The following is a 17,348-nucleotide window of genomic DNA, read 5'->3' as shown; positions in this document are numbered from 1 at the left end:
CCCCCAGCCCATGTTTCAGCTTAAAGACTACCAGCAGCAAGCTCTTACCGATCTGCGCGACTACTTTCGACTCGTCAACGACCTGGAAGATGCTAACAGCGATCACCCGGCTGATAGCGCCTACTACGAGATTACCGGGCGCACGCTGGGCAAGCGGGTGCCGTACCAGCCGGTGTCCGGTTTTGAGGGGATGCCGTACGTGTGCATCCGTATTCCAACAGGCGGCGGCAAAACGTACGTGGCCGCGCACGCCGTGGGCACCGCCACCAACGACCTGCTCGGGGTCGACCGGTCGGTGGTGCTCTGGCTCGTGCCCACGAGCACGATTCTGGAGCAGACTATCGAGGCGCTGCAGACACCGGGGCATCCGTACCGCCGTGCGCTGGAGCAGCACGCTCCGTCGGTGCGCGTAATGAGTGTATCGGATGCGCTGGAAGTCAACCGCGCCACCCTCGACACCGCCACCACCGTCATTGTGGCGACGATGCAATCCTTTCGGATCACCGAAACTGAAGGGCGCAAAGTGTATGAGGATGCCGGCGCGCTCATGGATCACTTTAGCGATCTTGCGCCCGAGCAGACGCATCATCTGGAGGCGTTCGACGACGGCACGCCCAAGCGCTCGCTGGCCAACGTGCTGCGGCTGCGGCATCCGATTGTGATTGTGGATGAAGCCCACAATGCACGCACGCCGCTTTCATTTGAGACGCTGCGCCGCTTTGCGCCGTCGTGCATCATCGAGTTCACCGCCACGCCCGATCTGGATGAGCGTCCCAGCAACGTGCTTACGAGCGTGTCAGCGGCTGAACTCAAGGCCGAGGATATGATCAAGCTGCCCATTGAGCTTACGGTGAAGCAGCCGTGGAAGGAGTTGCTGGGCATTGCCATTGAGCAGCGCGACCACCTGGAGTCCGTCGCCGAAGAAGAACGCAACGCCACCGGCGAGTACATCCGGCCCATCATGCTCATCAAAGCCGAATCGGCCCGAGGTAGCGATCCACTGACGCCCGACGTGGTGGCCAATGCGCTGCGCGAAGACTTCCAGATTCCCGATGAGCAGATCGCCATCGAGTACAAGAGCCACAACGATCTGGAAGGCGTCGACCTTTCGGATCCCTCATGCCCCATCCGATACGCCATCACTGTGCAGAAGCTGGGCGAGGGGTGGGACTGCCCGTTTGCCTATGTGCTTTGTTCGGTGGCGGCCATGCGGTCGAATCAGGCTATCGAACAGATCGTGGGCCGCGTGCTCCGGATGCCCAACGTAACGCGCAAACAGCACGAGGCGCTCAACAAAGCATACGCGTTCGGCGCAAACGACGAGTTTTCGGAAGCGCTGACCAGCGTGCGCGATGTACTTGTGCAGAATGGATTTGAGCGTCAGGAAGCCGACACGCTCGTCCGGAAAAGTCTACGACGGCAGCAGGACCCCGACCGCGGCTACGGGCCGCTTTTCGACGACCAGCAGGATGCCGGGCGCGCTGCGCCAACTGCAAACGTCACCATCACCTACAACAAAGCGCCCGACCTAAACGCCCTCCCGGACGAGCCCGAGGGCGCGGTTGACGTGGACACCGATGCGCAGACGCTCACGTATCAGGGGCCGCTCAACGAAACCGATCGCCAGATGCTGAACACCTGCTTCGAGGGCGATGCTGAGGCGCAAGATCAGGTGGATGCGGCGTATCGCACCATACGAGAAGAGCAAGGCCAGCGCCCGGTACCACCCGTGGAGCGGGAAGCGGAGCCCTTCGCTGTGCCCCAACTCGCGATTGAGGACAACGGCACGCTCGATGTGTTCGAGAAAACGCACATCTTGGACCGTCCGTGGTCGCTCTCCGACTTCAGACCAAAGCTGCCGGGCTACACGCCAACGCGCCCCGAAGGCCAGCGCGGCACCATCGACACCGACGACGACGGAAAAATCCGCATCGCCTCGATGGGGCCGATCCAACGGCAGTTGGCCCTCCTTGATGACAACAGCGACTGGACGGTGGCGAACCTCGTGGCCTGGCTCGACCGGTCGATTCCGCATCAGGACATCACACCTCAAGACGCGACGACCTACCTTGAGCGGCTCATTCAGCGTCACCTTATCGAAGAACAAGGATACGAACTCAATGCGCTCATTCGCGACAAGTACCGGTTGAAGCGGGCCGTGGAGAACCGGATCCGCACGCACCGCAGCGAAGCCCACAAGCAGACTTTTCAGACGCTACTGTACGGCAACGGCACTGCGCCCCAAGTGACGGTGTCACCTGAGGTTGTCTTTCAGTACCAGGGCGAATATGTGTACCGCGCGCTCTACGACGGGCCGTACACCTTCCACAAGCACTACTACGGTCCCGATACGGTGGGCGACATGAATGGCGAGGAGGCTAAGTGTGCCTCGTTTTTAGACAGCCATGTTGCGATGAAGCACTGGGTACGCAATCCCGAACAGAAGCCGCGGCATGCGTTCTGGCTCCAGACCTCCACCGACAAGTTCTACCCCGACTTCGTGTGTCAACTCCGCGACGGACGCACGCTGGTCGTCGAGTACAAAGGCAGTCACCTGGAAAGCGGCGACGACACCACCGAAAAAGAAAACGTCGGCCAGGTCTGGGCCGAGCGTTCCGGCGGCGACTGCCTGTTCGTGATGGCCCGCAACAACGACTACGGGCCGATTCGGGCAGTGGTGGAGGGGTGAGAAGTGAGGCCAAGACCGCGATTAGATCTGTGAGGCCCTCTATTTCCGGTTGAGTCCTTATTCTTGTGTAAAGCGGGTTGTCTCTTCGTACGCTGTGCCGTACATTACATAATGACACATCCTCTTTTAATGTACAAATCCTCAACAATCTTGCGTGCCTCATTGGTTATTGGCCCGGTGTTCCTACAGAACGTGTCGTCAATGGCAAGGCCGACCATGTGGACGTATGGGTGATGTTTACGGAACGAATAAGTTGATCCCGAGGAGAAATCTGCCAGGTAGTAGAGAGCAATCCTCTTGTGCTAACGATCCGATACAGTAATATGGCTGTGAGTAACTTGCAGCAATCCCATCGCAATGAGGTCGAAATGTCGAAACCTATCTAAATTCCGTACAATCAATGAGTACCGATAGCAAACTGTCCCTTTCTGAGTTGTCAAGAATTTTGGCTCGAGTCAGCCAAAGTGAACACAATTATGCATCTAAGACATCTCGGCGCATTGCTTCTGATGCCAAGAAACTTGAAGACAACTTAATAGAACTCGAATATCAAATACGTCAACAAAAACTCGCAACCCGAGAGTCATTAGAGGCCGTGAGGTCCATACGGGTCGAACTACCAAAAAAGATATTTGTGGAGACTGAGCGTTTGCGAACCTTTTTGGACAGACGTAAGAGGAGTGATGATACATTCTCCGTTTGCCTCTTTGGGCGTACCAATGCTGGAAAGAGCACCCTGCGAGAGGCAATCACAGGAGGGGATGGAAGCACAATCGGTCAGGGCGAGCAACGGACGACCCAAGAAGTAACGAACTATGACTGGGAGGGTATCCAATTACTCGACACCCCAGGTCTTGCCGCATTTGACGGGTCTGACGATGAATCAACAGCCTGGAAAGCAATCGACCGGACAGACCTCGTCCTATTCATGATTATCTCGGACAGTATTCAGGTGAGTGAGTCCGAGCAGTTTTTGTGGCTTCGCGACCGCAATAAGCCAGTTCTATTTGTGTTGAATGTGAAACACGATGTGGATCATCCGGTGCGTCGCAAGAAGTTCTTAAAGCAAAAAACTGATACGGTTTCACTGAAAGGGCAGGCTGGTCACGTTACAGAGATTCGAGAGCGGTCGCAGAAGTACCTGGGTCACTCAAATGCTCGAATCGTGCCTGTGCATGCAAATGCTGCATATCTGGCCAGGAATGAAACCAATATTAGTCAGAGAGAAGCTCTCAGAGAGGCGTCACGGATTGATAGCCTGTTAGATGCGGTAAAAGATGTTGCACGCACTCATGGAAAGAGCTACCGCATTCAGGCATATCGTGATGAACTCATTCATACCTTGCGGAACCTCCAAAGTGAACTTGATGAACAGGTAAATGCTCTATCCAAAAGGCTCTCGCATGATAAATCAGAGCAGGATAAGTTAGAAGCCTGGTTTGATGACTTCGAAGATCGTTCTATTGCCCGTATAACCTCACATGTCGAGAATATATTTGAAGACAAACTATATAGTGAAGTTGACACCTTCATCGATAGATATGCTGGGCAAAAGAAAGCAGACTACAAGTTCAAGAAGAAAATCCAGAATTTAGATATCGCGTCCTCTGTTAAGAAGTCGCTACAACCAATAGCAACAGAGGCAAAGAACAAAGTCGAAGAACACATTCGTCAAAGCGAGTTCAATGAAAAAGCATTGGATCTTGAGTTCGAAACCAGTATCTCCGACCTGAAACGCGAACACGCTGGAGCAATAATGGATGTTGGCGCAGCTATTTTAGACGTTGTTGCTATCGTGACTGGGGGATTAACTAGACTTTTGGGTACAGCAATACGTGGAATTAAATGGTTGTTGGATATTGATGATCGTAAGAAACATCGGAAAAAGAGAACAGAGGCAAAGCGCCGTCTCAAAAGTAAAATTAAGAAAAAAGAGCAAAAAGTTGAGAGGGAGTTAGTAAGATGGTTTGATAAAAACATTGGAGAGCCATTCAAGACGAATATAAAGGGAGGTGCACGCTCAGTACTGCGAGCCCAAGAACAGGCGCTCAACGAAATGCAGGAGTATCAAAGAGAAGTCGAGAAGACAAGGGCGCGCGTCCAGAACGTCTTTATGAACGATCTGATTCGTATCCACGCCACTGAAGAATCTGAATTCATTTTTGTAGAGCGTGTTGCGCGCAAGCAAGGACAAGCAGCGAAATTGCTGGTGGAAGGCGCAACCACATCCCACATTCAGACGGCCTTAGCAGAATCACTTGGAGAGTCGGTGGACATCGTTCAGGCAGATATTCCCGTTCAGGAGCAGGTGTGGCAAGCAGTAGCATCTGTTGACCCTAAGAGTATTCGTAAGAAAGCAAATGGGTGGAATGTTACTCTTTCTTCAGCAGGAACTAAGAATACCACAGAGAGGGCTTGCAAAGTTCATGGAGAGTTGGCGAGCCGTCTTCTCCAAACTTCCGTAACGGTAAAAGCATCATCAGGCGCTTCTGTATCATTTGACGAATGGCAACAGGAAAGAAACCTTTAAAGACCACCTAATGCTATGAAAGAACTAACATACGCGAAATACCAATCGAGAATCGTACATCTCGTAGACAGCGTGAGGAATGTGCTACATGAATTGCCAGAAGAGCAGTACGGTCACATCCGAGATGCAAGCCTGGCAGAGTTAGCTGATCTTGAAACGGATGAGCCGCTTACAATAGCAATCGTAGGCCAGTATAGTGCAGGAAAGTCTACTATTACAAAAGCACTTACTGGACGAGACGATATCGAAATTGGCCAAGGGGTGACAACCTCAAGCCCCAACGTGTATCATTGGAAAGGATTGAGGATCGTCGACACACCTGGTATCAAAGCAGACCGACCGGAGCATGATGAAATGTCTCTTCGATACATTGACCGTGCCCATCTCTTGGTATTTGTCTCCACAATCAGTGGCTTCGATAGTTTGATTGGAGAAACCTTTCGTGAGCTTGCAATTGAGCGAGAGCGGGCAGGTAAAATGATGCTGACACTGAATAAACGACAGATGGAATCCGGTGGTAACGAGCAGGGGTGGATCGAATCCCTGAAGCCTGTGATCCAGCCTCTAACTGTGAATGACGTTCGCCTTACTATTATCGATGCACAGGAGTACCTTGAGGCGCAAAATGATGAAGAGTTTGGGGACGAACTACGTCAATTGAGTCACTTCGACGAGTTTGTTAAGCAGCTAAACGATCTAATTCGCGACCGCAAGTTGAACGGACGTCTCTTGGCTTCACTGAATGTCATTGAGACGACAGTAGACAATGCTCTGAAGCAAGTAGGGGCAACTTCGGAGGAGACCCAACTAATTCAAGAGCATCTCCGCCGAAACTCAGTTGCCATTCGGGAAAGCCGAGCAAAAATTGAACGGAAAATAGATGAGGTAGCACGTGAGGTTGAGACAGCGGTATTGAAAAAGGGGCGTGAGTTAGCATCCAAGGTCACTGTAGATGCTGACGTTCAGAATCTACAAGACGATGCTATGCTGACAGCCGGAGAGATTAAAAGCAAGTGTCGTGAGGCAAACCGGAAAATTGAGCGATTTGTCGTGAATGAAGTCAATCGTTTAGAGGACGAACTGAGTGATCTTGCCAATTCAAGTCTGGTACACGAAATCCGCGTCCGTACAGAAGTAGATGATACAGAAATCAGCATAGATGATGTTAAGGATAGAAGGGTTTCTCTTCCAGACTCAACAAGAGATGTTATCGGAAATGTCGGAAATTTCTTGAGAGCAAGATCTGTGGCTGATGCAGGAAAAGCCGGTCTAAAAGCCGTTGGAGGAAGTGATGTGCACGCGGTTATCAAGAATGTGGGCCACTGGATTGGATATAAATTCAAGCCCTGGGAAGCTGTAAAGATGGCTGACAAGGTTGGTAAAGCCGGGAAATTTGCTGGAAAGCTAGGCACTCTTTTGGGACCAGCACTTGATTTTTGGAATTGGCGTGCGGCAAAGAAGAAAGAAGAAAAAATGCAGGAGATAAGTGACTCAGTACGTAACGGATATCGCCAAGCTGCTGAGCAGATATCCGAGAGCTACGACCAGATACAGGATAAAGTATTCAGCGAGTTGCATGACCCAGCACTGGAGGCACTCCAAAATGACAGTGATGAGCTAATGAAGTTGCAAGGTCAAAAGAATCAGACCGCCGAAAAATTAAAGGAGTTTCGGTCAGAAGCACGCAAACTCATTGGTGAACTGCAGGAGTAGTAGATTCCTACTACCTCATTCAGTTGTCTGGGAGTTGGGTTATGTTTCATGTCCTTGCGCGGGCGCCCTGTTCGTCATGGCCCGCGACAACAACTACGGGCCGATTCAGGCGGTGGTGGAGGGGTGATACCAACTCCGCACGCGTCGTCGGTGTACGGAGGTATGGATGTGTGGACGGTTGGAGGAATATAACGTTTATCCGTTCCATTCATATGTCCGTTCACATCCACACGAGGCCACAAGACGACTGACGATGTGCATCAAGTGCCTCGTGGAGAAGCAATACCGCCATGCTGCAACCGGATCTGGTAGGAGAGAAGCAGATATGTGAAGTAAACGTGGAACGGAGATACGCCAATGGCGTAGGCCTCCAAGGATTTGTTGCTAGTGCCTTCGCACTGTACACTATGGTATTTGTAGAGTCTTCTGTATTCCAGCGACAGCGCAAGAAGCATCTTTCCGATGCTCAATACAGAGAACTTCAGAACCAGATACTTGACCGCCCGAGTCAGGGAGTGCTGATCCGAGGGAGCGGGGGCCTTCGGAAAATACGGATGGCAAGACCAGGAACAGGAAAGAGCGCAGGGTTCCGCATCATTTACTACCACGCTGTTTCCGATGAGCGAATCTATCTGCTTGATCTGTACGCCAAGAGTGACCAAGCGAGTTTGTCGCCGGAACAGTTGAACCGCATCAAGACCCGTCTAACCGAGTGATTCATCATGGATACGGACCGATTTGAGAACCTCCTCGCCAGCGTGAATGAAATGAAAGCGCACATGCAAGGCGACGACACCGAGATGCGCGTCTCGTTTGTAGATGAGCCCGATCCGCGTGCAATTCGCGATCGGATGGGGCTGTCGCAGAAAGACTTTGCCTATGTGCTTGGCGTGAGCGTAAAGACGCTGCAGAACTGGGAGCAAGGGCGGCGCGATCCGAACGGGGCGGCTATGAAGCTCCTCCAGATCGCTGATCGGCGTCCAGAGATTTTGCTTGAACTGGCGTGATGGTTTGCTGAACGCAAGGTCTCGTAACGTCACAGCGTGCTGTGACGCCTCCACAGCCTGTTCGACGCTCAGCAGCTTAGGGTCGCGTGGACAGCCTTCCTTATCTCGCTGCCCCCGGCGGAGGGATCTCAACGCCCGCCGTCACCTCATCTGACACTGCGCACAAGAAACCACCCCGTTCTCCTTCAAAGAGAACACGCGGAAACAGAAGGACGCAGAGCGTCCGCACTTTGTCGCGACGCGGAGGGCTGTTGGTTTGCCAGTAGCTGCTGAGCGCCGAGGAGATGTTTCGACGCGCTTCGGGCCCTGGGGGCCCTTCGCTTGCTCAACATGACAGAACATTTGGGTTGAGATGCTTCAACGCGAGTCCACTCCATACCATAACATTCAGGTGTGACACACCACTACACGGCGTAGGCCACGGCCCACCAGTAGCTGGTGCGGCGTCCGAAGTGGAGGTGCCAGTGTTCGTTCGTATCCTTGACGGTCGCATGGGCGCTACCAGCCGCCGCATCCACCTGTAACTGAATCGCCTTGGGCGAGCATCGGAATCCGCTGCGCCGCGCCTTGAGCACCGCCTCTTTGAGCGTCCACGCCAGCACGAGCTGCTCCGATCGGTTGCCGGGCAGCGTATCCAGCGTAGCCTGGTCGTCGGGGGAAAAGAGGAAATGCACCAGATCTGGATCGCGCTGCTGGATGTGCTCCACGTCAATGCCAATCGGATGGGACGCCCAGACCGCAGCGGCCCAGTCGCCCGAATGGGCCAGTGAGATGTACCCCGGCTGATCAAGCCCAGGGCTATCATCAGCATTCACCCGGACAGCTACCTGCCCGGGAGCCATCGCGTAGATACGGCCAACAAGCTGCTTTACGGCTGTGCGTCCGGCCACAAAACTGGCCCGGCGGGCGGCACTCCCGAACGAACGGCAGCGTAGCCGCTCATGCGGAGCGAGCAGTGCGGGCAGCCCGTGGTATTGGGCCACCCAGTGCCACCGGATATCATCAGGGAGCCCGCTATGCTGCATCATCATGGGGTGTTGCCGAAAGCGTATCGGGCTGATCGGCCCGTCCCAATGCAAGCAGGATGCGCCGCTCTAAGCTGTTCTTGAGGTCGGCAATCTCCTCGTCCACCGTCTTGTCGATGTACATAGCATGGATGTACAACGTCTTGCCGTCGTCAGAAACGTCGAGGCTCAGCGTACCGGGCGTCAGTGAAATCAGGTTGGCAAACAGCGTGATGCCCAGGTCCGAGCGCACATCGAGCGGGACGGCCAGAATACCGGCATTCATCTGATAGCCGGGGGTAAGGACCTCAACGGCAACGCGTACGCTCGACTTTACGAGTTCGACCAGGAAAAAGCCGATGAGGCTTATCTGATGCCATACGCGTTCGTCGTACGCCGACTCGCCAATGAGCGGGCGCATCAGACGCAGCACGGCGTATCCCAGCACAAATCCAACCGCAAAGTTACTGAGCGTGAACGCCCCCTGTACGGCTATCCAGATCAGCGCCAGCAGCAGGTTCAACAAGAGATTCTTCATGGCCTAAAACAGCGTCGATGTAAAGGTCGGCGTTCATGAGTTCGGTGGCGGCCTGGTTGCCCACCTCGTAGATGGGTCCGATAAACAGGCTGATGCCTACGATAAGCACCGCCACCAGTGCAATGGGTACGTACAGCAGGCGTACGTTCGAGGGAAGCGCAGGAACCGATTCGGGCTTATCGGCAGGCTGATCGTCGTCGGGCCCGCCGCCCGGCAGGAACGAGTACATCCAGATTTTGGTCATCGAGAACATCGTCATGATGCCCACGGCAAAGGCTACGCCCACAATGATGTACTCCTGCGCCTGCAATCCGGCAATCGCCAGAATGAGCTTGCCCCAGAAGCCCGAAAGCGGCGGAAACCCGGCCAGCGCAAAGGCCGAGAGCAAGAACAGAATGGTTAAGCCGGGATAGTGCGCGTAGAGGCCTTTGAGCTTTTTGAGCGTGAACGTACCTTGCAGCCGCTTCGTGACGCCGCTGATCAGGAAGAGGTTCGACTTCGCCAGGATGTTGTGCACCACGTAGTACATGGAGCCGATAAGCGCCAGTGGCGTGAAGATAGCCAGTCCCATAATCATGTAGCCAATCTGGCTCACGATATGAAACGACAGGATGCGGCGGAAGTCGTTTTGCGCAGCGGCCCCAAGCACGCCCGTCACCATAGTGAGCCCCGCGATCCAAAGCAGGATCGTTTGCGTGTATCCGCCAATTTCAATGGCAAAGAAGAGCGTAAACACGCGGATCATGGCATACACGCCTACCTTGGTGAGCAGCCCCGCAAAGAGCGCCATGATGGTGGGCGGGGGCGTGTGATACGAGGCCGGGAGCCAGTAAAAGAGCGGAAAGATGGCCGCCTTAATTCCAAAGGCAACCAGAAACAGCATGGAGATGGTGGTTAGCAGCCCCTCGGCCCCTTCCATTTCGGAGAGAATCGAAGCAATTTCGGCCATGTTCAGTGAGCCGGTAAGGCCATACAGGAATCCTACGCCGCCCAGAAAGATGAGCGAGGACACCAGGTTAATGGCCACGTACTTGATGTTGGCGGTCAGCTGCGCGCGGCGGTTGCCCAGCGCCATGAGCACGAACGAGGCAATGAGCAGCACCTCAAACCACACGTACAGGTTGAAGATGTCGCCTGTGAGGAAGGCCCCGGAGATCCCCACCATGAGCAGGTTCATGAAGGGATAGAAGCCGAAGCGGATACGGTCGGCATCCATATCGCCCATGGCGTAGATAGCCAGGAAGAGTCCCATAATGGACGATATGAGCAGCATGATAGCGCTCAGATGGTCGCCCACGAGTGTGATGCCAAAGGGAAATGGCCAGCCGCCAAACGTAGTAGCTTGGATCCCGCCGGTGTTCACCGTTACCATCAGTGCAATGGACACCCCCGTCAGCGCCGTCATGCTGACGATGTTAACCCACGGTTGCACCTTCGGCACGCGTCGAAGTAGCAGCGCAATGACCGACGCCGCCAGCGGAATGACGATGGGAAGGGCAAGCAGCAAATGTGTCTCCATGAGCAAGTCGCGTTGGGTTCAGGAAAGACAACGGAGCAGCGGCGGGTTACGCCGTACCGTGCACGCTAGGATCAATTTCCTCCTCGCGCAGCACGTCAGAATCGACCGACTGGATGTCGCGGTTGGTGCGATACACCAACACGAGCGTAAACGCCAGCAGTCCGAAGCCAATAACAATGGCGGTAAGGATGAGCGCTTGAGAAAGCGGGTTGGCAATGCCTTCGGGCGGCACTTCTTGTCCAACAGGGATGAAGGCTGCCTCGGCCAGGGTCATGCGGCCCATTGTAAAGAGCAGCAGGTTTACGGCATTGGAGAGCAGCACGATGCCCAGGATGAGGCGCACCATGTTGCGGCGAAGAATCAGGTAGATGCTGATGGCGAAGAGCGCACCAACAACGAAGGCCATTAGGGTTTCCATGAGAACGCGTAAGATCGGCTACAGAGGCATGAACAGGCGGTCGGGTGGAAAGGGCATCATACGAGGCCCCTCCAGTGCAGTGGCTACATGAGTATATCACGATACTCGTCGGGCACTTGCGAGGCCTCCTCGCGCGGGAACAGCCCCAGGCCAAACAGATCCAGTTCGTAAATCACGGTAAGCACGGTACCAATCACGAGCAGATACACCCCGATGTCGAAGAGCAGCACCGTACCGGTTTTGATGTCGGCGCCTCCTAGAGTGAACTCCACCCAGAGCCCGGTAAGGATGGGTTCGCCGAAGAACAGCGGCACCAGTCCGGCAGCCAACGCCAGCCCTACGCCCACGCTCATCAGTTCAAGCGGAGTCACCCGAAGTGTGCGGCGGGAGAGCGCCGATCCGTAGGCAGCGGCATACAGCGCAAAGGCGCCCGCAGCCACAAGCCCTCCGATAAAGCCTCCCCCCGATTCGTCGTGTCCGCGCAGCAGCAGAAACACAGAGAAGAGCAGCATCAGCGGCGTGAGGAGCTTAACCGATGTCTGTAGAATTAAGGAACGAAGCATAACGGTATCGTCGTCAAAAGCAGAGGAAGCAGGGCTTTCAGGCCGTGGCGTTCTTGGACGCTGTCAGATTTAGCTGGCAGTGGATGAGACGGAGGCTTCAGACTCCTCGATTTCGCCGTCTCCAGAAGATGGCGATGGCGTCTGATCGTCCTCGTCCGAGTTATTTGCCCCCTTATCGTAGGAGAGCAGCGCATAGATGCCAAATCCAGCAACCATGAGCACCACAATTTCGCCCAGGGTATCAATGGCGCGGAAGTCCACCAGAATCGTGTTTACGATGTTGCGCCCTTCTGCCTCGGTGTAGGTGTTGGCGGCGTAGTAGTTGGCCATATTGCTATCGAACGGAAACTGGAGCGCAACCAGCAGCATGCCGGTGATGGTGGCGCCTACGGATCCAGCAATGATGGCATCGCGCAGACGCCCACCGGTGCTAACCACCCGATCTTTCAGGTTGGGCAGTTCAATGAGCACCAGTGCAAAGAGGATGACGGTAAGGGTTTCAACCAGGAACTGTGTTTTGGCCAGGTCGGGAGCGCCGTACGTTAGATACACCAGTGCAATTCCAATTCCGGCAATGCCCAGCGATACGACCGCCGCGAGGCGCGAGCGCAAGAAGATGATGGCAGAGGCGCCCCCCACCACCAGTGTAGCGATCGCTACATCGTACACGGCAAGCTCTTCGATATCTACCACGATGTCGCCTGCGGCATAGCGCAGGAAGGTGCCTCCAATGAGCAAGGCCGCGAATCCGAGCATGGCTGCAAGGTAGTAGCGCAGTACGCCGTTTTGCAGGATGCGGGTTTGCCACGTGGCTACATTTAGAATCCCATCGATGGTGCGGTCGTATCCGCGGTCGAGTCCGGTACCAAACACCCGCTCGAACCAGCGCCCAGCAGCGTGCTCACGCATGGCTTTCGTGCCAAAGTAGAGCGCGACTCCAGAGGCTACGGTTATAACACTGAGCAGCAGTTCAATGGTAAATCCGTGCCAGAGCACGAGATAGACCGACGACGGTTCGCCCATGACAGCACCTACGGCAGGAACGAGAAACGGCTCGCCGAACCAGCTGGGAAAGAGCCCGAGGAGCACACAGAAGCCAGCCAGTACGACCGGTCCAAACCAGAGTCCGGTTGAGGCTTTGTGCGCATGTTCGGCTACTTCGCTGGGGCTGCCAAAGAAGGGCTTCACGGCAAGAAGTCCGGCTCCGGCCACCAGCGCAATGTTCGCCAGGACGGAAACCGACGCGATCGCTGCCTCGGCTACGCCTCCATTAAGTGCAGCTTCGTAAACTACCTCTTTGCCAATAAACCCGAAGAACGGAGGGATACCCGCCATCGAAAGAGCCGCGAGTCCGGCTGCAGCCGCTGTAATCGGCATTTTGTGGCGGAGGCCGCTTAGCTTATCGACGTTACGCTCGTGGATCCCGTGGTCGATGGCTCCGGTGGTCATGAAGAGCGTAGCCTTGTAGAGCGCATGGACCAGCACGAACAGCATGCAGGCTTTCAGCGCGATTTCGGAGCCGATGCCCAGCAGCATGGTGAGGAGGCCCAGCGCCATCACGGTGGTATACGCCAGGATGCCTTTCATGTCGGTATATTGCAGGGCAAGCCAGGCGCTAAGCAGCATAGTTACTGCGCCAAAGCTGGTAACCACCACGACCCAGAACTCGGTGCCTGAAAGCGCCGGGTGCAGGCGGGCCATCACGTAGATACCGGCCTTTACCATGGTTGCGGAGTGCAGGTAGGCACTCACAGGAGTAGGCGCCTTCATGGCGTTGGGGAGCCAGAAGTAGAAGGGAAACTGCGCGGACTTGGTAAAGGCGCCAGCCAGCACCAGGATCACGATGGCAATGTAGAACTCGCTATTTTGGATCAGCTCGCCATGCTGAATGATCTCGGAGATCTGGTAGGTGCCCGTTACCATGTACATCAGCACGAAACCCACGAGAAGCGCCAGACCACCGGCTTTGGTCACCAGCAGCGCCTGCCATGCCGCGCGGCGCGATTTTTTGGCGTAGTGGTTAAAGCCGATGAGCATGAACGAGGCGAAGCTCGTCCCCTCAAAGAAGATGTAGAAGGTGAGCAGGTTATCGGCCAGTACCATCCCGATCATCGATGCCATGAACATCGACAGGTAGCTAAAGAACCGCCCGAGGTGGTGGTGGCCTTCCAGGTAGGCGCCCGCATAGATGTAGATGAGCGCCCCCACTCCGCTTACCAGCAGCGCAAAGAAGAGACTCAGGCCATCCAGGTAGAAACTAAGAGAGACCGTAAACTCGGCGACCTCGACCCAGTCGAGCGCCACCGATATGGTTTCGCCTTCTTGAATGGCCGTGGTATAGGTGGCCAGATACCCCACAATTCCGGCCGGTACCAGCGCGTAAACCCATCCTGAGGAGCGCCCAAGCGATCGGGTGATCCATGGCGTGAAGCAAGCCAGAAGGAATCCGGAAAAGACAACGGCAAAAATACCCATGAAGCGCAGTGAATCAAGGGAAGCAACAGACAGTTACGTCGGTGGCGCGACGCGGCTAGGACGCGGTGTTCGACGTCGCATCGGCGGCGGAATCGTCGGATGCAGTCGCTTTGGCGGCGGCCTGCTTCCGGTCTTGGATCTGGTCGATGATGGTGCCCTCCCAGAGTTTGACCCCCATGCGTTCGCCTGACTGATAGGCGGCGCGCCCCATCATGTGGGCGGCCACGGGAGCAGTAAGCAGCATGAACAGAACGAGAGCAAGGGCGCGGGCAAAGATGCTCAGTTCAGGATAAATAAATACCATTGCAATGGCGATGAGCATCACGCCTAGCGTACCGGCCTTGGTGGAGGCATGCATACGCATGGGCACATCGGGCAACCGTACCACGCCAAGTGCAGCCACAAACACGAACAACGTGCCCGCTAGCAAGAACACGGCAGACAAAAGATCGACAATCATAATGCAGCCGAATTAAGACTTACGAAGAAGACGACGGTGCTGAAGTGCTACTCACAAACTCCAGATAGCGCGAGAACGCAACTGTCCCTAAAAACGCAATCAGCGCCAAGACGAGCGAGACCTCTAAGAACAGCGGCTTGTCTACGGAAATGGCATACACCAGCATCATGGCAATGGCGATGTAAGCAACCAGGTCAAGCCCAACAACGCGGTCGGGAAGTGAAGGACCACGAATCACTCGAAAAAAGGCCAACAGTAGCGATATACTTAACACCACCATTGAGCCGTGAATAGACCATTCTACGAACGTTTCCATCGCCTTCCGTTCTTAAAAATGTGTCAGGAAAAAAGCCGTGATTCGTCTGCAGTAAAGCTGCAGGGGCGCGGTTTATAATCGCAATGTACAACTATATCGTACAGAGCACGCTGCAGAGCACCAGAACACACGGATTTCAATATGAAGACCATACTGTTTTGCTCCGTGAAGTCTGCGCGCACACTACTTTCAAGCAGGTACGTTGGGGCGTGTGGCGCATGTGCTCATCAAGGTGTAGCAAATCATAAATAACGGAGATTAACCCGAATCCGCCGTATTGTACAGTGCAGCATGGAAAGGATCCATCGGTCTCCCTTATTTGAAGCGGGCTTCACTGGTAACTCAACGAAAAAAAGGAGAGACCAGCTGTTGCCGGTCTCTCCTGTAACACAAGCGTTGCAATAACGGACAGCACTTTTAGGCTGCCTCTTCATACCGCTCGTTGACGGCATCCCAGTCTACAATATCCCAGAATTTGCTGACGTAGGTGCCCCGTTCGTTCTGGTAATTCAGATAGTAGGCATGCTCCCACACGTCGAGGCCCAGGATGGGGGTATCGCCATCCATGTACGGACTGTCTTGGTTGGGCGTCCCGTATACATCAAGGTCACCGTCTTCGGTAACAACGAGCCAGGCCCATCCACTACCAAACTGGCCGGTTGCGGCGTCGGAAAAGGCTTCTTTGAAAGCGTCAAACGAGCCGAACGCATCGTCAATCGCATCGGCCAGGGCGCCGGTAGGTTCGCCGCCGCCTTCGGGCGAGAGCACAGACCAGAACAGGCTGTGGTTGGCAAACCCGCCGCCATTGTTGCGCACAGCGGTTTGAATGTCGGCGGGCAGGTTGTCAATGCCATGCAGCAGCGCCTCGATAGAGTGATCGCTCAACTCATCGTGTCCCTCCAGCGCGGCGTTCAGCTTGTTTGTATATCCTTGGTGATGTTTGCCATGGTGGATCCGCATGGTTTGCTCGTCAATCACCGGTTCGAGCGCATCGTAATCGTACGGCAGGTCGGGCAGAGAAAAAGCCATAGTTGGTATCCAAGGTTGATGTGTAAATGGGTGAACCACAGGCCCTTATGCAGCCTTGCGATACAACGGCTGCGGCCCTGCGTGGATCATGTCGGTTGATCCGATGCGCCAACGGTTCCCCTGGTTGTTTGTTTTCGGCGTTGCGGGGGCATTACATCTGCACAGATCGTGTGTTATAAGTAAAGGGTGGGGCTGACCAGCAAAGAAAGCCCGCCCTCTTCAGTAGTGAAATACATTCCCCATTGGGTAGTGGTAAAACGAGATGGAAGCCTCCCAAAAGCACTGTTGAACGCACTTACTGCGCTGCCACACCTGCAAGTTGGGGGCCGGGACAACGACAAGCGGGTGGTCCTGCCCATCTCGGTGGAGCTCTTTATAACACAATCACTACCTGCTCCCACACGATTCGCTTCATCATTTCTTGCTTTCCGAGATGTCAGTGCCTACCTTCAGACACATTATAGCCACTGTCGTTTTCGTTACCTACCAAAAGCTCACCACACAGTTATGTCTTCTTTTATGCGGTGCATCCTTGCTTTCTTCGTTTGCATGTTAACTATGCTGACCATCATGCCGCATGAGGCAACGGCATGTAGTTGTGCGCCGCCCCTTCCTCCGCTTGAGGCTGCCGCAGCGTCCGATGCCGTGTTTCTTGCCGAGATCACAGCGATTAACGACGCGAACGAAGCGGACGACGCGTCTTTCATGAACCGCATCTGGGCATGGTTTTCGGGGACTCCCACATCAGAAGAGCGCCTCGATCCGTCGCGCGATCTGCAGGTGGAGTTCACGGTCATGGAAGCCTACAAAGGAGTGGAGGGAGGAAGCGGCCATCTAGCTACAAAAGCATCATCGTCTTTGTGTGGCTACACTCAGTTTCAGGAAGGCAAATCCTTTCTAATTTATGGATACCACGGTAGTGAGGACGGTTTGCGAACAAACTTATGTACGCGTACGACCCCTGCATCGAACGCGTCGGATGAAATAGATATCCTGCGTGCTGAGTATGGCGCGTAGCACAACACACCAGAGTTTGCAATGGATGTGTAACCTCGTTTCAGCATGGAGCGGCTGTATAGCCACGTAA

Annotated in this window: 15 protein-coding genes; 6 read left to right on the top strand and 9 right to left on the bottom strand. The window is 54.8% G+C overall.

Going from position 1 to position 17,348, the window contains the following annotated elements; genetic code table 11:
• Window positions 1-10: 10 nt before the first annotated feature.
• The 5 genes from ACZ5AL_RS05330 to ACZ5AL_RS05310 all read left to right on the top strand — a co-directional run bounded on the left by ACZ5AL_RS05330 (window position 11) and on the right by ACZ5AL_RS05310 (window position 7,939).
• Entirely contained in the window at window positions 11-2,689 is a 2,679-nt protein-coding gene (locus ACZ5AL_RS05330) for a DEAD/DEAH box helicase (protein ID WP_464512669.1), read from the top strand.
• A gap of 400 nt (window positions 2,690-3,089) precedes the next feature.
• Entirely contained in the window at window positions 3,090-5,219 is a 2,130-nt protein-coding gene (locus tag ACZ5AL_RS05325; RefSeq protein WP_464512667.1) for a GTPase, read from the top strand.
• A gap of 15 nt (window positions 5,220-5,234) precedes the next feature.
• Window positions 5,235-6,932, top strand: coding sequence for a GTPase (locus ACZ5AL_RS05320; RefSeq protein ID WP_464512666.1), 1,698 nt, complete (start codon window positions 5,235-5,237; stop codon window positions 6,930-6,932).
• A 290-nt stretch (window positions 6,933-7,222) separates the two neighbouring features.
• Window positions 7,223-7,648: a type II toxin-antitoxin system RelE/ParE family toxin gene (locus tag ACZ5AL_RS05315; RefSeq protein WP_464512665.1), complete on the top strand. Its 426-nt coding sequence runs from the start codon at window positions 7,223-7,225 to the stop codon at window positions 7,646-7,648.
• 6 nt (window positions 7,649-7,654) lie between these two features.
• Window positions 7,655-7,939: a helix-turn-helix domain-containing protein gene (locus tag ACZ5AL_RS05310; protein ID WP_464512663.1), complete on the top strand. Its 285-nt coding sequence runs from the start codon at window positions 7,655-7,657 to the stop codon at window positions 7,937-7,939.
• Between the two features lie 404 nt (window positions 7,940-8,343).
• On the opposite strand, the gene ACZ5AL_RS05305 is transcribed toward ACZ5AL_RS05310, so the two are convergent.
• From ACZ5AL_RS05305 to ACZ5AL_RS05265, 9 genes are all read right to left on the bottom strand, one after another.
• Window positions 8,344-8,970, bottom strand: a complete 627-nt coding sequence (locus ACZ5AL_RS05305; RefSeq protein WP_464512662.1) for a 4'-phosphopantetheinyl transferase family protein — start codon at window positions 8,968-8,970, stop codon at window positions 8,344-8,346.
• Window positions 8,954-9,481, bottom strand: a complete 528-nt coding sequence (locus ACZ5AL_RS05300; RefSeq protein ID WP_464512661.1) for a Na+/H+ antiporter subunit E — start codon at window positions 9,479-9,481, stop codon at window positions 8,954-8,956. The genes ACZ5AL_RS05305 and ACZ5AL_RS05300 overlap by 17 nt, the downstream gene beginning before the upstream one ends.
• The gene (locus tag ACZ5AL_RS05295) at window positions 9,408-11,000 is read right to left on the bottom strand and encodes a Na+/H+ antiporter subunit D (RefSeq protein WP_464512659.1); all 1,593 of its coding nucleotides are present in this window, start codon (window positions 10,998-11,000) and stop codon (window positions 9,408-9,410) included. The genes ACZ5AL_RS05300 and ACZ5AL_RS05295 overlap by 74 nt, the downstream gene beginning before the upstream one ends.
• A 46-nt stretch (window positions 11,001-11,046) precedes the next feature.
• Window positions 11,047-11,418, bottom strand: a complete 372-nt coding sequence (locus ACZ5AL_RS05290) for an NADH-quinone oxidoreductase subunit K (protein WP_464512658.1) — start codon at window positions 11,416-11,418, stop codon at window positions 11,047-11,049.
• Between the two features lie 83 nt (window positions 11,419-11,501).
• On the bottom strand, window positions 11,502-11,981 hold the full coding sequence (locus tag ACZ5AL_RS05285; protein WP_464512657.1) for a Na+/H+ antiporter subunit B: 480 nt from the start codon (window positions 11,979-11,981) through the stop codon (window positions 11,502-11,504).
• A 69-nt stretch (window positions 11,982-12,050) separates the two neighbouring features.
• Window positions 12,051-14,456 (bottom strand): putative monovalent cation/H+ antiporter subunit A, encoded by a 2,406-nt coding sequence (locus tag ACZ5AL_RS05280; RefSeq protein ID WP_464512655.1) that lies wholly within the window; start codon window positions 14,454-14,456, stop codon window positions 12,051-12,053.
• Between the two features lie 55 nt (window positions 14,457-14,511).
• On the bottom strand, window positions 14,512-14,916 hold the full coding sequence (mnhG, locus tag ACZ5AL_RS05275; RefSeq protein WP_464512654.1) for a monovalent cation/H(+) antiporter subunit G: 405 nt from the start codon (window positions 14,914-14,916) through the stop codon (window positions 14,512-14,514).
• A gap of 19 nt (window positions 14,917-14,935) precedes the next feature.
• Window positions 14,936-15,232 carry a monovalent cation/H+ antiporter complex subunit F gene (locus ACZ5AL_RS05270; RefSeq protein WP_464512653.1) on the bottom strand — a complete coding sequence of 99 codons (297 nt, stop codon included), beginning with the start codon at window positions 15,230-15,232 and terminating at the stop codon, window positions 14,936-14,938.
• 417 nt (window positions 15,233-15,649) lie between these two features.
• Complete coding sequence (locus tag ACZ5AL_RS05265) at window positions 15,650-16,261, bottom strand: superoxide dismutase (protein ID WP_464512651.1); 612 nt, start codon at window positions 16,259-16,261, stop codon at window positions 15,650-15,652.
• A gap of 570 nt (window positions 16,262-16,831) precedes the next feature.
• Here ACZ5AL_RS05265 and ACZ5AL_RS05260 point away from each other — a divergent pair.
• Window positions 16,832-17,278, top strand: coding sequence for a hypothetical protein (locus tag ACZ5AL_RS05260; RefSeq protein WP_464512650.1), 447 nt, complete (start codon window positions 16,832-16,834; stop codon window positions 17,276-17,278).
• The last annotated feature ends 70 nt before the right edge of the window (window positions 17,279-17,348 follow it).

It is taken from the genome of Natronotalea proteinilytica (genome assembly GCF_055379935.1).
Note: the sequence above shows the minus strand (reverse complement) of the source record. Positions and strands in the feature narration are given on the sequence as shown.

What these genes read in the sequence shown, in the direction of transcription:
- ACZ5AL_RS05310 (WP_464512663.1), top strand. Translation starts at nt 7,655, where the DNA reads ATGGATACGGACCGATTTGAGAACCTCCTCGCCAGCGTGAATGAAATG.
- ACZ5AL_RS05305 (WP_464512662.1), bottom strand. Translation starts at nt 8,970, where the DNA reads ATGATGATGCAGCATAGCGGGCTCCCTGATGATATCCGGTGGCACTGG.
- ACZ5AL_RS05260 (WP_464512650.1), top strand. Translation starts at nt 16,832, where the DNA reads ATGCCGCATGAGGCAACGGCATGTAGTTGTGCGCCGCCCCTTCCTCCG.
- ACZ5AL_RS05315 (WP_464512665.1), top strand. Translation starts at nt 7,223, where the DNA reads ATGCTGCAACCGGATCTGGTAGGAGAGAAGCAGATATGTGAAGTAAAC.
- ACZ5AL_RS05325 (WP_464512667.1), top strand. Translation starts at nt 3,090, where the DNA reads ATGAGTACCGATAGCAAACTGTCCCTTTCTGAGTTGTCAAGAATTTTG.
- ACZ5AL_RS05295 (WP_464512659.1), bottom strand. Translation starts at nt 11,000, where the DNA reads ATGGAGACACATTTGCTGCTTGCCCTTCCCATCGTCATTCCGCTGGCG.
- ACZ5AL_RS05285 (WP_464512657.1), bottom strand. Translation starts at nt 11,981, where the DNA reads ATGCTTCGTTCCTTAATTCTACAGACATCGGTTAAGCTCCTCACGCCG.
- ACZ5AL_RS05270 (WP_464512653.1), bottom strand. Translation starts at nt 15,232, where the DNA reads ATGGAAACGTTCGTAGAATGGTCTATTCACGGCTCAATGGTGGTGTTA.
- ACZ5AL_RS05290 (WP_464512658.1), bottom strand. Translation starts at nt 11,418, where the DNA reads ATGGAAACCCTAATGGCCTTCGTTGTTGGTGCGCTCTTCGCCATCAGC.
- ACZ5AL_RS05330 (WP_464512669.1), top strand. Translation starts at nt 11, where the DNA reads ATGTTTCAGCTTAAAGACTACCAGCAGCAAGCTCTTACCGATCTGCGC.
- ACZ5AL_RS05280 (WP_464512655.1), bottom strand. Translation starts at nt 14,456, where the DNA reads ATGGGTATTTTTGCCGTTGTCTTTTCCGGATTCCTTCTGGCTTGCTTC.
- ACZ5AL_RS05320 (WP_464512666.1), top strand. Translation starts at nt 5,235, where the DNA reads ATGAAAGAACTAACATACGCGAAATACCAATCGAGAATCGTACATCTC.
- mnhG (WP_464512654.1), bottom strand. Translation starts at nt 14,916, where the DNA reads ATGATTGTCGATCTTTTGTCTGCCGTGTTCTTGCTAGCGGGCACGTTG.
- ACZ5AL_RS05265 (WP_464512651.1), bottom strand. Translation starts at nt 16,261, where the DNA reads ATGGCTTTTTCTCTGCCCGACCTGCCGTACGATTACGATGCGCTCGAA.
- ACZ5AL_RS05300 (WP_464512661.1), bottom strand. Translation starts at nt 9,481, where the DNA reads ATGAAGAATCTCTTGTTGAACCTGCTGCTGGCGCTGATCTGGATAGCC.